The 14,426-nt window shown below is 32.9% G+C and carries 17 protein-coding genes and 1 riboswitch; of the genes, 14 read left to right on the plus strand and 3 right to left on the minus strand.

What is annotated here, in order from left to right:
- Positions 1-16 precede the first annotated feature (16 nt).
- From atpG to fabZ, 6 genes are all read left to right on the plus strand, one after another.
- A complete protein-coding gene (gene atpG, locus HMPREF3241_RS10835; protein ID WP_002496986.1) occupies positions 17-883 on the plus strand; it encodes an ATP synthase F1 subunit gamma in 867 nt (288 codons plus the stop codon).
- A gap of 21 nt (positions 884-904) precedes the next feature.
- A complete protein-coding gene (gene atpD / locus HMPREF3241_RS10840) occupies positions 905-2,317 on the plus strand; it encodes a F0F1 ATP synthase subunit beta (RefSeq protein WP_002447783.1) in 1,413 nt (470 codons plus the stop codon).
- A gap of 19 nt (positions 2,318-2,336) precedes the next feature.
- Positions 2,337-2,741: a F0F1 ATP synthase subunit epsilon gene (locus HMPREF3241_RS10845; RefSeq protein ID WP_002447782.1), complete on the plus strand. Its 405-nt coding sequence runs from the start codon at positions 2,337-2,339 to the stop codon at positions 2,739-2,741.
- 148 nt (positions 2,742-2,889) lie between these two features.
- Positions 2,890-3,123 (plus strand): DUF1146 family protein, encoded by a 234-nt coding sequence (locus HMPREF3241_RS10850; RefSeq protein ID WP_002495678.1) that lies wholly within the window; start codon positions 2,890-2,892, stop codon positions 3,121-3,123.
- Between the two features lie 109 nt (positions 3,124-3,232).
- The gene (murA, locus tag HMPREF3241_RS10855) at positions 3,233-4,498 is read left to right on the plus strand and encodes a UDP-N-acetylglucosamine 1-carboxyvinyltransferase (RefSeq protein ID WP_002447780.1); all 1,266 of its coding nucleotides are present in this window, start codon (positions 3,233-3,235) and stop codon (positions 4,496-4,498) included.
- 33 nt (positions 4,499-4,531) lie between these two features.
- Positions 4,532-4,969: a 3-hydroxyacyl-ACP dehydratase FabZ gene (fabZ, locus tag HMPREF3241_RS10860; protein ID WP_002447779.1), complete on the plus strand. Its 438-nt coding sequence runs from the start codon at positions 4,532-4,534 to the stop codon at positions 4,967-4,969.
- Between the two features lie 317 nt (positions 4,970-5,286).
- Here the strand turns inward: fabZ and HMPREF3241_RS10865 are convergent, their stop codons facing one another.
- Entirely contained in the window at positions 5,287-5,727 is a 441-nt protein-coding gene (locus tag HMPREF3241_RS10865) for a YwpF-like family protein (protein ID WP_002458706.1), read from the minus strand.
- Between the two features lie 190 nt (positions 5,728-5,917).
- On the opposite strand from HMPREF3241_RS10865, the gene HMPREF3241_RS10870 reads away from it, so the two are divergent.
- The 7 genes from HMPREF3241_RS10870 to yidC all read left to right on the plus strand — a co-directional run bounded on the left by HMPREF3241_RS10870 (position 5,918) and on the right by yidC (position 11,533).
- Positions 5,918-6,313 carry a single-stranded DNA-binding protein gene (locus HMPREF3241_RS10870; RefSeq protein WP_070853667.1) on the plus strand — a complete coding sequence of 132 codons (396 nt, stop codon included), beginning with the start codon at positions 5,918-5,920 and terminating at the stop codon, positions 6,311-6,313.
- 387 nt (positions 6,314-6,700) lie between these two features.
- A complete protein-coding gene (locus tag HMPREF3241_RS10875) occupies positions 6,701-7,360 on the plus strand; it encodes a transglycosylase family protein (protein WP_002447776.1) in 660 nt (219 codons plus the stop codon).
- 113 nt (positions 7,361-7,473) lie between these two features.
- Positions 7,474-7,572: riboswitch (TPP riboswitch) on the plus strand.
- Positions 7,573-7,643: 71 nt separating this feature from the next.
- On the plus strand, positions 7,644-8,333 hold the full coding sequence (tenA, locus tag HMPREF3241_RS10880; RefSeq protein ID WP_002447775.1) for a thiaminase II: 690 nt from the start codon (positions 7,644-7,646) through the stop codon (positions 8,331-8,333).
- Positions 8,326-9,147 (plus strand): bifunctional hydroxymethylpyrimidine kinase/phosphomethylpyrimidine kinase, encoded by an 822-nt coding sequence (gene thiD / locus HMPREF3241_RS10885; RefSeq protein ID WP_002458705.1) that lies wholly within the window; start codon positions 8,326-8,328, stop codon positions 9,145-9,147. The genes tenA and thiD overlap by 8 nt, the downstream gene beginning before the upstream one ends.
- Positions 9,140-9,928: a hydroxyethylthiazole kinase gene (gene thiM / locus HMPREF3241_RS10890; RefSeq protein ID WP_002486939.1), complete on the plus strand. Its 789-nt coding sequence runs from the start codon at positions 9,140-9,142 to the stop codon at positions 9,926-9,928. The genes thiD and thiM overlap by 8 nt, the downstream gene beginning before the upstream one ends.
- A gap of 5 nt (positions 9,929-9,933) precedes the next feature.
- Positions 9,934-10,572: a thiamine phosphate synthase gene (thiE, locus tag HMPREF3241_RS10895; RefSeq protein WP_002458704.1), complete on the plus strand. Its 639-nt coding sequence runs from the start codon at positions 9,934-9,936 to the stop codon at positions 10,570-10,572.
- 88 nt (positions 10,573-10,660) lie between these two features.
- Positions 10,661-11,533, plus strand: coding sequence for a membrane protein insertase YidC (gene yidC, locus HMPREF3241_RS10900; RefSeq protein ID WP_002458703.1), 873 nt, complete (start codon positions 10,661-10,663; stop codon positions 11,531-11,533).
- 106 nt (positions 11,534-11,639) lie between these two features.
- Here the strand turns inward: yidC and HMPREF3241_RS10905 are convergent, their stop codons facing one another.
- Entirely contained in the window at positions 11,640-12,293 is a 654-nt protein-coding gene (locus HMPREF3241_RS10905; protein ID WP_002495677.1) for an HD domain-containing protein, read from the minus strand.
- A gap of 181 nt (positions 12,294-12,474) precedes the next feature.
- The gene (cls, locus tag HMPREF3241_RS10910) at positions 12,475-13,959 is read right to left on the minus strand and encodes a cardiolipin synthase (RefSeq protein WP_002447769.1); all 1,485 of its coding nucleotides are present in this window, start codon (positions 13,957-13,959) and stop codon (positions 12,475-12,477) included.
- A 173-nt stretch (positions 13,960-14,132) separates the two neighbouring features.
- Here cls and csoR point away from each other — a divergent pair, with 173 nt between their 5' ends.
- Positions 14,133-14,426, plus strand: a complete 294-nt coding sequence (gene csoR / locus HMPREF3241_RS10915) for a copper-sensing transcriptional repressor CsoR (RefSeq protein ID WP_002458700.1) — start codon at positions 14,133-14,135, stop codon at positions 14,424-14,426.

The raw sequence follows: 14,426 nt of genomic DNA on the forward strand, positions 1-14,426 counted from the left end.
CAAAGGTGGTGAGATAATGGCCTCTCTTAAAGAGATAGACAGTCGTATTAAATCGACAAGTAAGATGAAGCAAATCACTAAGGCGATGAACATGGTTTCTAGTTCAAAATTACGTAGAGCTGAGAAAAATACTAAATCATTTAGACCTTATATGGAAAAGATGCAAGATGCTATTACAGCTGTAGCTGGTTCAAATAGTACCTCTAATCATCCAATGCTTAAATCTAGAGATATTAAAAGAAGTGGTTACTTAGTAATTACTAGTGATAAAGGCTTAGCCGGTGCCTATAGTACAAATGTTTTAAAAACATTAGTAAACGATATCAGATCTAAACACAACGACAGTAGTGAATATAGCCTAATCGTTTTAGGTCAGCAAGGTGTAGATTTCTTCAATCATAGAGGATATGAAATTGAAAGTTCTTTAGTTGAAGTTCCAGATCAACCTTCATTTAAGTCTATTCAATCTATAGCTAAACATGCTATTGATTTATTTAGCGAGGAAAACATAGATGAATTGACTATTTATTACAGTCATTATGTTAGTGTCTTAGAAAATAAACCTGCAACTAAACAAGTTTTACCATTATCTCAAGAAGATTCAGGTCAAGGACATGGTCAAATGTCTTCATACGAATTTGAACCAGATAAAGAATCTATTTTAAGCGTTATTTTGCCACAATACGTTGAAAGCTTAATCTACGGTACAATCTTAGATGCAAAAGCTAGTGAACACGCTTCACGTATGACAGCAATGAGAAATGCTTCAGATAATGCGACAGAACTAATCGATGATTTATCATTAGAATACAATAGAGCGAGACAAGCTGCGATTACTCAACAAATTACTGAAATTGTGGGTGGATCATCAGCTCTTGAGTAATAATAAAAGGAGGAAATCAACATGGGAATTGGCCGTGTAACTCAAGTTATGGGTCCAGTAATAGATGTTCGTTTTGAACATAACGAAGTACCTGAGATAAATAATGCATTACACATCGAAGTTCCTAAAGAAGATGGAACGCTTCAATTAACGTTAGAAGTTGCACTTCAATTAGGTGACGATGTAGTTCGTACAATTGCAATGGACTCAACTGACGGCGTTCAAAGAGGAATGGAAGTTAAAGATACAGGTAGAGACATTAGTGTACCTGTCGGTGACGTAACTCTAGGAAGAGTGTTTAACGTACTAGGAGAAACTATTGACTTAGATGAAAAAATTGATGATTCAGTACGACGTGACCCTATCCATAGACAAGCTCCAGGATTCGACGAATTATCAACAAAAGTAGAAATCTTAGAAACTGGTATTAAAGTAGTAGACTTATTAGCACCTTACATAAAAGGTGGTAAAATTGGATTATTTGGTGGTGCCGGTGTAGGTAAAACCGTACTAATCCAAGAACTTATTAATAACATCGCTCAAGAACACGGTGGTATTTCAGTATTCGCTGGTGTTGGTGAACGTACACGTGAAGGTAATGATCTTTACTATGAAATGAGCGACAGTGGTGTTATCAAGAAAACTGCAATGGTCTTTGGTCAAATGAACGAGCCACCTGGTGCACGTATGCGTGTAGCATTATCCGGATTAACAATGGCTGAATATTTCCGAGATGAAGAAGGTCAAGATGTGTTATTATTCATTGATAACATTTTCAGATTCACTCAAGCTGGTTCAGAAGTTTCTGCGTTATTAGGTCGTATGCCATCAGCTGTTGGTTATCAACCTACACTTGCTACAGAAATGGGTCAATTACAAGAACGTATAAGTTCAACAAATAAAGGTTCAGTTACATCAATTCAAGCTGTTTTCGTACCAGCCGATGACTATACTGACCCTGCGCCAGCAACAACGTTCGCGCACTTAGATTCAACAACAAACTTAGAGCGTAAATTAACAGAAATGGGTATTTATCCAGCTGTAGACCCGCTTGCTTCTACATCTAGAGCTTTGGAACCTTCAGTAGTAGGTCAAGAGCATTATGATGTGGCACGTGAAGTTCAATCTACTTTACAAAAATATAGAGAGTTACAAGATATCATTGCGATTCTTGGTATGGATGAATTATCTGATGAAGATAAGCAAACTGTGGAACGAGCACGTAGAATTCAATTCTTCTTATCACAAAACTTCCACGTTGCAGAACAATTCACTGGACAAAAAGGTTCATATGTACCTGTTAAAACAACAGTTGCAGACTTCAGAGATATTTTAGATGGTAAGTATGACCATATCCCTGAAGACGCATTCCGTTTAGTAGGTAGCATGGAAGACGTAATTGAGAAAGCAAAAGATATGGGTGTTGAAGTCTAATAATTAGGAGGTATGGATAATGAATACACTTAGACTAAATATTGTCACTCCTAATGGTTCTGTCTATGAACGTGAAGACGTTGAGATGGCTGTCTTACAAACAACAGCTGGAGAAATGGGGATTATGTATGGTCACATTCCAACTGTTGCTGCATTAAAAACAGGTCATGTGAAAGTTAATTTTCACAACGGAAATGAATTTATTGCAGTAAGTGATGGCTTTATTGAAGCAAGACAACATCAATTATCAATTATCGTCCAAACGGCCGAACCTGCTAGTGAAATCGATGTTGAAAGAGCTAAATTAGCTAAGTCGAGAGCAGAATCACATTTAGAAGATGATGATGATAATACAGACATAAATAGAGCTAAAAGAGCACTTGAACGAGCAAATAATCGTTTACGTGTTGCAGAATTACAATAATTAAAAAAGGTTCGATAGTATATTTTAATGACTATCGAACCTTTTTTTAAATTCTAAAATATTAAAAACTAATATCCATTTTTATAAGTATCTTTATTGCCTCTTTTCGTGTACAATGTTATACAGTAATCTTACGAAGGAGCTTAATATGGATTATCTTGGTCAGTTCGCAATTGTACATTTAATCTTACATGTTGTTTGTATTTGCGTAGCTTATTGGGCTTTAAATTCCATAAAATTAGATCAACTTTTTAAAAAGGGCTACCCATTACAAGTTCAAGTTTGTATGATTTTTATTTCTATTTTACTGGGTACGGCAGTCAGTAACTTTATAGTTGATTTATTGCAATATTCAACTCAAGTGAAATACTTGATAAAATAACTTTGTAATTGTTATTTAATTTATAGGTTAAATGTGATCATATGACGAATATTTAATTATAATGTTGGGAAATGAATAACTGATTAGAGTTTTAAGTGGAGGATTAAAGATGGATAAAATAGTAATAAATGGTGGAAATCGTTTAACAGGTGAAGTAAATGTTGAAGGAGCTAAAAATGCTGTATTACCTGTACTTACAGCGTCATTACTTGCTTCAGAAGGACAAAGTAAACTAGTTAATGTCCCAGAGTTAAGTGATGTTGAAACAATCAATAATGTATTATCTACACTCAATGCAAATGTAGAGTATGATAAAGATAAAAATGCAGTTAAAGTTGATGCAACTAAAACTTTAAATGAAGAAGCCCCTTATGAATATGTGAGTAAAATGCGAGCAAGCATCTTGGTTATGGGACCATTACTCGCTCGATTAGGGCATGCTATTGTTGCTTTGCCAGGAGGATGTGCGATTGGAACACGTCCTATTGAGCAGCACATTAAAGGATTTGAAGCTTTAGGTGCAGACATTCATTTAGAAAATGGAAATATTTATGCAAATGCTAAAGATGGATTAAAGGGAGCACATATCCATTTAGATTTTCCGAGTGTAGGTGCAACTCAAAATATTATTATGGCAGCGTCCTTGGCATCAGGAAAATCTATCATTGAGAATGTCGCTAAAGAACCTGAAATTGTTGATTTAGCTAATTATATTAATGAAATGGGCGGTAAAATCACAGGTGCTGGTACTGATACCATTACGATACATGGTGTTGAAAAACTTTACGGTGTTGAACATGCAATTATACCAGATAGAATTGAAGCTGGAACGCTACTTATCGCAGGTGCAATAACTCGTGGTGACATATTTGTACGTGGTGCAATTAAAGAACATATGGCTAGTTTAATATATAAGCTTGAAGAGATGGGGATAGATCTTGAATATAATGAAGAAGGTATAAGAGTTACAGCAAATGGAGATTTAAATCCAGTAGATGTAAAAACTTTACCTCACCCAGGTTTCCCAACTGATATGCAATCTCAAATGATGGCTTTATTATTAACAGCAAATGGACACAAAGTGATTACTGAGACAGTTTTTGAAAATAGATTTATGCATGTTGCAGAATTTAGAAGAATGAATGCGAATATAAGTGTTGAAGGAAGAAGTGCTAAAATTGAAGGAAAAAGCCATTTACAAGGTGCTCAAGTTAAAGCCACGGATTTAAGAGCTGCTGCAGCCTTAATCTTAGCTGGTTTAGTTGCCGAGGGAACTACGCAAGTGACTGAGTTAAAGCATCTTGATAGAGGATACGTCAATTTGCATGGAAAACTAAAAAGTCTAGGTGCAAACATAGAACGAGTTAATCAATAATATTATTACAGCTTAAGCACGGAGGTTTTAAAAATGGAAACGATTTTTGATTATAATCAAATTAAACAAATTATCCCACACAGACAACCTTTTTTACTAATAGATAAAATTGTAGAATATGATGAAGGTAAAAGATGTGTAGGACTAAAGCAAGTATCGGGTAATGAACCATTTTTCCAGGGACATTTCCCTAATTACGCTGTGATGCCTGGTGTTCTCATAACGGAGGCTTTAGCGCAAACTGGTGCAGTAGCTATGTTAAATAGCGAAGAAAATAAAGGAAAAATAGCATTATTTGCAGGCATTGATAAGTGTCGCTTCAAAAAACAAGTCGTACCTGGAGATACATTAATGTTGGAAGTTGAAATAACTAAAATAAAAGGCCCTATAGGTAAAGGTTCGGCTAAAGCGACTGTTGATGGCCAACTTGCTTGTAGCTGTGAACTTACTTTTGCTATTCAAGATGCTTAACCTTAGATAATTAAACTCTTAAGGTAAAATAATTCGTATTGTGATAATAAAATAGTAAAAACATATTTAAAGAAAGTTGCACAGATTATTGACCTAACTTTTCATGTCTATTGAATTTCTGGTTGAAATGCTCTAAGTCAGGTCTCGTCTGAAAATATAAGTATCAATAGTAGTGCTTTTTAATATAGTAATTAGTGTTCGTATAGAGCCTGGAACAATGGTTAATTCATGTTCTAGGCTTTATTTATGTTCAACATTTAAATTTGTATATGATTTAAATATATGAAAATTAAATGTTTTATAATTACCCTATGTGTTTATCTTTCGATTTTCTCATCTTTCAACTTAGGTTTTGATTGCATCATACGATTAAATGTTTTTTTTAACTTTTCACCAGTAAGTCCTTCATCAACTAATTCTTCTAATAAACTCTCAGCGTATTCTTGTCTCAAAGTGTAGATGTGACATTCTAAAACGACTGACATTGAATATTTAAAATTTTTAACGCTTTTAACTGTTGCATTAAATAACGCTGGATCGTTAGCAGGTCTTGTAATAACTACTCTAATATCTAAAAGTTGTTTGTTTTCCTTATATTGATTAAATGTTTCATAGTGTTCATTTGAAATAACTATTTCTAGTAACCACCCAGTGCCACTTCCCTCTTTATTTATAATCACACCATCTTCAATGGCGTATTCGGATATAGCACCATGTTCATTCACAATTTGAAATCTTACTGCCTTAAAAGTTTTCATAATATCACTTCTCCAAATTTTTTTATTCATACAAAAATATAAATTTATGTCAGATTTAGATATAATACTTCAATATTTTCTTTAAATATATCAAAATCTCATCATCATTTACTAACAATTTCAATAAAATTGTGGTTTTGACCAGTGAACTAAGCTCAGTTATGATTAGAGCATAAGAAGGAGGTGACACATGTTAAATAAAATAGTCATTGTTGGTAGAATGACGAAAGATGCTCAAATATATGAAAAGGAGGATAACAAAATAGCAACATTTTGCGTTGCTACAGAAAGAAACTACAAAGATGATAATAACGAAATTTCTTCAGATTATTTGCTTTGTAAAGCTTTCGGTAAAACTGCCACTAATATTGAAAAGTACACTAGTCAAGGTACTTTAGTAGGTATAACTGGGCAAATGCGTTCAAGAAAATATGAAAAAGAATGCCAAACACATTTTGTTACAGAATTATACGTTGAAACAATTAAATTCATGTCCCCAAAAAATAAAAACAATGAAACTCCCTCTGATAATCAATTTGAAAACAACACTTATCAACCTGATGATTTAGAAATAATTCATATTTAAACAACTAACTTTTCCTTTAAAACTCCATCCTATATTTAATAAATTAATTTATCCTTTCTTTCAATTATACTCGAGCGGCCTTTGTTAATCATAAAACATTAATTAAAGGTCGCTTTAAATACATATCAAAGGCCTATAATTTTGATAATTATCTGATAAATTTCATTTATATTACAACGATATTGTGATAATGTGACTCGAAAAAACTATCATGATAGGAATCATTACGGCTATTCATTAGAATTAGTATACTATTTAATGTAATTGCAGTGTAAAAAACTGGCGTTTATTTTTATTTCAGTGTAACCTGCACGATTTTTATAGATGTTACAGTAAGTTACGTAAACAAATTAAGAAAACAAATCACTTTTAGGAGGATTTTTAATAATGAAAAAAACATTAGTTGCATCATCATTAGCTATAGGACTAGGCGTTGTAGCAGGCAACGCAGGACATGACGCACATGCAAGTGAGACTACAAATGTTGATAAAGCAGAATTAGCTCAAAAAGCGTTAACTAATGATCAATCACTAAATGAAAGCCCTGTTCAAGAAGGTGCTTATAACATTAATTTTGATTACAATGGCAATTCTTATCATTTTGAATCTGATGGTTCTACTTGGAGTTGGAGTTATGAATCAACAAACAATGCTACGCAACCTGTTCAACCAAGCCAATCTCAAGTAGCAACACAACAACAACCTGTACAAGTATCAGCACCACAAAATGAGCAAACAGCGCAACCACAAACAAAATCAACATCTGCAAGTCAAACTTCTTCAAGTAAAGCTTCAAGTGGTTCATCAGTAAATGTAAATTCACATTTACAACAAATTGCTCAACGTGAATCAGGTGGCGATATTCATGCAATAAACCCATCTTCAGGTGCAGCAGGTAAATATCAATTCTTACAATCAACTTGGGATTCTGTTGCTCCAAGTCAATATAAAGGTGTATCACCTGCAAAAGCTCCAGAAAGCGTACAAGACAAAGCAGCAGTAAAATTATATAATACTGGTGGCCCAGGTCATTGGGTAACTGCTTAATTAAAATATGAAGTATGTACCATCTTCTCGAATTTGAGAAGATGGTTTTTTATTATACGACTTATTTGATTTACATGTAATCGTTTGCTATGGTTGATAATGAATCATATATTATTTACTACTAGGGGAGCCAAAAGGCTGAGATGAATGTATTCAGACCCTTATAACCTGATTTGGTTAATACCAACGTAGGAAAGTAGTTATTAACTATTCGTCATTAAGATGTCTTGGTCTAACTACTTTCCTCGTTGGGAAGTAGTTTTATTTTTTGAGGAGGCTAATTATGACATTTTCAAAAGAGTTGAGGGAAGCATCAAAACCTATTATTGATGACATTTACAATGATGGTTTTATTCAAGATTTACTAGCAGGTAAGTTATCTAATCAAGCTGTAAGACAATACTTAAGAGCAGACGCTTCTTATTTAAAAGAGTTTACAAATATTTATGCAATGCTCATACCCAAAATGAGTTCCATGGATGATGTTAAATTTCTAGTAGAACAAATTGAATTTATGTTAGAAGGAGAAGTTGAAGCGCATGAGGTTCTAGCTGATTTCATTAATGAACCATATGAAGAAATAGTAAAAGAAAAAGTATGGCCACCAAGTGGTGATCATTATATTAAACACATGTACTTCAATGCATTTGCACGTGAAAATGCAGCCTTCACGATTGCAGCGATGGCACCATGTCCATACGTTTACGCTGTCATTGGTAAACGTGCGATGGAAGATCCAAAATTAAATAAAGAATCAGTGACTTCTAAATGGTTCCAATTTTATAGTACTGAAATGGACGAACTTGTTGATGTGTTCGATCAATTGATGGACCGTTTAACTAAACATTGTAGTGAGACTGAAAAAAATGAAATTAAAGAAAATTTCTTGCAAAGTACTATTCATGAGAGACATTTCTTCAATATGGCATATATTAATGAAAAATGGGAATATAGGGGAGATAATAATGCATAAACCTAAAATTGCACTAACAATAGCAGGCACAGACCCCACCGGTGGGGCAGGTGTTATGGCGGATTTAAAATCATTTCACGCGTGTGGCGTTTATGGTATGGCCACTATAACAAGTATCGTTGCTCAAAATACTCTAGGAGTTCAACATATTCATAATTTAGAAACTTCATGGGTAAAGGAACAACTTGATAGTGTGTTTGATGATGAATTACCACAAGCTATCAAAACGGGTATGATTGCAACAAAAGAAACGATGGAGTTGATTCAAAGTTACTTAAAGGAACATTCCAATATTCCTTATGTGATTGATCCAGTTATGCTTGCCAAAAGTGGTGATTCATTGATGGATGACAATACTAAAAATCATTTGCAATCAACATTATTACCTTTGGCTGATGTTGTCACTCCGAATATACCTGAAGCTGAAGAAATTACTGGTATTAAAATTAACGATGAAGAAAGTATACGTAAAGCAGGTCAAATCTTTATTAATGAAATTGGTAGTAAGGGCGTTGTAATTAAGGGTGGACATTCAGCCGATTTAAATAATGCTAAAGATTTTCTTTTCACTAAGAATGAAACGTATACATTTGAGAACAGACGCTTTGATACTAAACATACGCATGGAACTGGTTGTACTTTTTCAGCAGTCATTACAGCAGAATTAGCTAAAGGTCGTTCCATAAATGATGCAGTAAAAAAAGCAAAAGAGTTTATTTCATTAAGTATTGAACATACCCCAGAAATTGGCAGGGGAAGAGGACCTGTAAATCATTTTGCTTATATGAAGAAAGTAGGTTTAGATGATGAATAATTTAGAACGATTACGTTCAGAAAATCCACTCGTAATTTGCTATACCAATGATGTTGTGAAAAACTTTACTGCGAATGGTTTACTAAGTTTAGGTGCTAGTCCCGCAATGAGTGAGGCACCAGAAGAAGCTGAAGATTTTACTCGAATGGCTAGTGCGCTTTTAATTAATATCGGTACACTCACACGTGAAAATGAGGAAGATATTATCAAAATAGGTAAAATTGCTAATCAGCAAGGTACACCAATAGTTTTTGATCCAGTGGCAGTTGGTGCATCTACATATCGTAAAAATTTTTGTCAACGTTTTCTTGATGAAGTTAATGTCACAGTTATAAAAGGCAATGCATCAGAAATATTGACATTAATTGATTTTAATACAACTATGAAAGGTACTGACAGTGATAGCGAATTAGATTCAGTAAATATTGCAAAAAAAGCGGCAAATACTTTAAACACTGCTATTGTCATTACTGGGGAAGATGATATTATTGCAAAAAATGAGAAAATAATTAAATTATCTAATGGTTCTCCGCTTCTTACTAAAATTACAGGGGCTGGATGCTTGTTAGGTGGTGTATTAGCAAGTTTCTTGTTTAGAAATACTCAACCTTCAATTGATTTATTAGTTGAAGCGGTAAGTGTCTACAACATCGCAGCAGAATTTGCTGAACAAGCACCTCATGTAAATGGACCTGGTACTTTTCTATCTGAACTACTAGATCAACTTTATCAAATGAATGATATTGCTTATAAAAATCAAGTAAAAAAGGTAGAGATATAAATATGATGTTTGATTCAAAACAATTATCAGTCTATTTTATTTGCGGAACACAAGATATACCTAAAAATAAATCAATTGAGCAAGTTCTCAAAGAGGCATTAGAAGCTGGAATCACATTGTATCAATTTCGTGAAAAAGGCCCTAATGCACTAAAAGGAGAAAAGAAAAAACAGCTAGCCTTAAAACTTAAACAATTATGTCATTCATATCACGTACCTATGATAGTTAATGATGATGTTCAATTAGCCCAAGAGATTAATGCTGATGGCATTCATGTAGGTCAAGATGATATGGAAATTCAACAATTTGCAAGCCAATTTAAAAATAAGATTATAGGTTTAAGTGTAGGGAATTTGAAAGAGTATCAACAATCTGATTTGTCTAAAGTTGATTATATTGGAGTAGGTCCAATGTATACAACATCATCAAAAGATGACGCTAGTAAACCTGTTGGGCCATCTATGATATCTCAATTAAGATTATATATTCATGATGTTCCTATAGTTGCCATTGGAGGTATTAATGAAACTAACGTGCAGCCTATTGTTGACGAAGGTGCAGATGGTATTTCTGTCATCTCAGCAATTACACGTAGTACCAATATAGACAAAACGGTTAAATACTTCTTAAGATATTTCACCTAAATCTCTATTTTTTCTACTTTTTGTTTTCTACTATTGTATTAGTATGATAAAATATACTCTATGTGAATATAACATTAGAGGTGGAAAAATGAAGAAAAAAGCGTTACTACCTTTGTTTTTGGGAATAATGATTTTTCTAGCAGGTTGTGATTACTCTACACCTGAGAAGCAAGATGGATTCTTCTTTAATACTTTTGTTCAACCTATGAAACATCTCTTACAGTGGTTAGGAAATGATGTTTTTCATAATAATTTTGGACTAGCAATTATCGTATTAGTTCTTTTCATTCGTTTAATCTTGTTACCATTTATGTTATCTAACTATAAAAATAGCCACATGATGCGTGAGAAAATGAAAGTGGCTAAACCTGAAGTAGATGGCATTCAAGAAAAGGTTAAACGTGCGCGTACACAAGAAGAAAAAATGGCTGCAAACCAAGAACTTATGGAAGTTTATAAAAAATATGATATGAACCCTATGAAGAGCATGTTAGGATGTTTACCTATACTTATTCAAATGCCAATTATTATGGGATTATACTTTGTATTAAAAGATAAACTTGTAAATGGTTTATCTGAACATCCGCATTTCTTATGGTTTAATTTAACTAAACCTGACATTTGGATTACAGTTATTGCCGGTGTGCTATACTTTATTCAAGCTGTAGTTTCAAGCAAAACGATGCCTCAAGAGCAACGTCAGATGGGTTATATGATGATGGTTATTTCTCCAATAATGATTATTTGGATTTCTTTACAAGCATCATCAGCTTTAGGTTTATACTGGTCTGTCAGTGCATTATTCTTAGTAATTCAAACGCATTTTGCTAATATTTATTACTCTAAACTTGCTAAAAAAGAAGTTCAACCTTTTATTGAAAAGTATGAAAGAGAACATAATCCTTCTTCAAAGAAAAAAGGGAAAAATACTCAAGTAGTATCAAAAAAGAATAAAAAATAATAAACAATAACCTGAGACACCAATCGTTGTCTCAGGTATTTTTTATGTGGTAGATACTAATGATTTTGGTTAAAACATGAATTAACAATTTATCTCTTATTTGAATTTACTCTTTATTAAAATTCCACTCTGACATAAATTGTTTGAGAAATTGAATCATAAATTGATGTCTTTCTTCTGCAAGTTTTTTTGCAGTAGGTGTGTGCATTAAATCTTTTAATTTAAATAATTTTTCATAAAAATGTTTTATTGCTGAATTGTCTAACTCTTCAATGTGAGACGTATGTAACGCTTCATTTGAAAACTTCGTTTCAGTCCACATAGGTTCACCAAAGTGTCCTGAAAATTGGAATGTTCTAGCAATGCCGATTGCTCCTATGGCATCTAGGCGATCAGCATCTCTAACGATTTCACCATCTATCGAAAGTTTAACGTGATTATTTTTACCAGCTCGATAGCTCATATGTTTAATAATGTAGAGGACTTGTTGTGATATTTCATCGCTTAAATCTAGAGTAGATAAGAACTGTTTAAGCTGATCATATGCTAAAATTTCATCAGTTAATTTACTATCAACAGTATCATGCAATAAAGATGATAGTTCTATAACGAATGTATCTGTTATATTTTCTTGTTTAGCGATATAACAAGCGTTGTTATAGATACGTTCCACATGTGCAATATCATGTCCAGTAGTATCATGTTGATGGAAACTTTTCATATATTCATAAGCGTTTTTAATCTTCATTCTTGAGTTCATAGATAGACTCCTTACTTAATTTAAAAGTATCAAAGTATTTCATTTTTTAACATTTAGTATTTAATAATATCTTTGACATCATTATAATGGTTTAATTAATGATACTACATATTTTGTTACATTAAAGAAGATATAAATGAAGAAGTGAACCTGTCGTTAAGCGTTCACTTCTTGCAAATTTCTATAAAATTGGAGAAAGTAGTTGTGAAATCCCTTCTTTGAATTTAACTAGTATATTTCGTTTAGCATATGCTTCAGAAGTGAGCTTGTTAGATAATTTCATATCATTAATGAAAGCTTGTTTTAATGATCGCGCTACACCTTCATCATAAATAAAAGCATTGACCTCAAAATTTAATGTAAAGCTTCGATTATCCATATTGGCAGTTCCTACACTTGCTACCTCATCATCAATGACAAGTGTTTTTGAATGTAGAAAACCATTATCATAATGATAGACATTTACGCCAGCTTCAAGTAAAGACGCTACGTTTTTAAGCGTAGCCCAATAAACAAAGGGATGGTCACGTTTGTTAGGAACCATGATGTTAACATCCACACCACCAAGCGCTGCAATCTTAATCGAATCTAAAAAAGCTTGATCGGGAATGAAGTATGGTGATTGAATGTATATAGATTCCTTAGCTGAAGAAATCATTTTTAAATAACCATATTTAATTTGTTCCCAATCTTCATCAGGCCCACTTGAAGCAATTTGTATGCCTATCGTACCACCAGAGTCAACATCAGGAAAATATCGAGATTCATAAGTTAAATTGTCACGAGTTGATTGTGAGTTCCAATCTAAGATAAATCTGAGTTGAAGGGCATTTACCGCGTCACCTTTAATACGTAAGTGTGTGTCCCTCCAATAACCAAATTTCTTAGATTTACCTAAATATTCATCTCCTACATTAAAACCACCAACATATCCAATCGTACCGTCAATGACTACTATTTTTCTGTGATTTCTATTATTCATTCTTAAATTAATAAGTGGTAATTTTGATGGGAAGAAAGATTCAGCATGGCCGCCTCTTTGACGAAATTTTTTTAAGTCCTTCTTTCGTAAATCTCTTGAGCCCATATCATCGTAAAGCATTTTAACTTCTATACCTTCTTCAGCTTTTTTTTCTAGTTCATGTAACAACTGCTTTCCGAGATTATCACTATGAATAATGTAGTATTGGATGTGAATATATGATTGTGCGTGTCTAATATCATTAATTAAATCATCGAATTTCTGATGACCATCTGTATAAATTGTTAAATCGTTATCAGTTGTTAAAAAAGCAGCATTATTATAAAGTAACATTTGTACCATTTCTTTAAATTTAACAATTTGATGATTACCCTTAGAAAAGTCTTGCTTTTTCAAAGCCTCTAATTGCTCGTCAACAATCATTTCAAGACCAACTTTATCCTCTTTGGCGAGTTTAAATATATGTTCTCTCTGTATTTGGCGACCTAATAATAAATACAATATGAATCCTACTAAAGGTAAAAAAACTAAAACCAATAACCACGCCCATATAGAATTTGCTGTACGCCTCTCCATGAAGATAATAATGAATGCAAAAACTAAATTTAATAAAAAGGCACTAACTAATAAAATATTAATTATAATATTAGATTGATGAAGTGCCATAGTAAAGACTTCTATCATAGGTTACCTCCTTTATGATTGTTTATTCTCACTCAGTTTTCATTTCAGTGATTTTTAAATATAATTATAGCATGAAGAAATACGAATATCATGGTGAGATGATATTTAATTAACTGAATCATTGACGAGTGAATTTATGAATAATACGATATAATATGAACAGAGGTGACTTTATGGCAGACATGGAGAGTGCACATCACTCAGAGCAAATAAAAACAAATTTAAAATCAAGATTAAATAGAATAGAAGGTCAAGTAAGAGCAATCAATCGTATGATTGATGACGATGTTTACTGTGATGATGTACTAACTCAAATTAGAGCAACACGTTCAGCATTGAATAGTGTAGCTATTAAATTACTAGATCATCACATGAAGGGTTGTATTATGGAAAAAATAAACGACGGTGCGCAAGAAGAAGCAATGGATGAATTGCTCGTGACATTCCAAAAATTAATAAAAGATTAA

This window comes from Staphylococcus sp. HMSC34G04 (assembly GCF_001838765.1).
In the GTDB taxonomy this organism is placed as follows: domain Bacteria; phylum Bacillota; class Bacilli; order Staphylococcales; family Staphylococcaceae; genus Staphylococcus; species Staphylococcus epidermidis.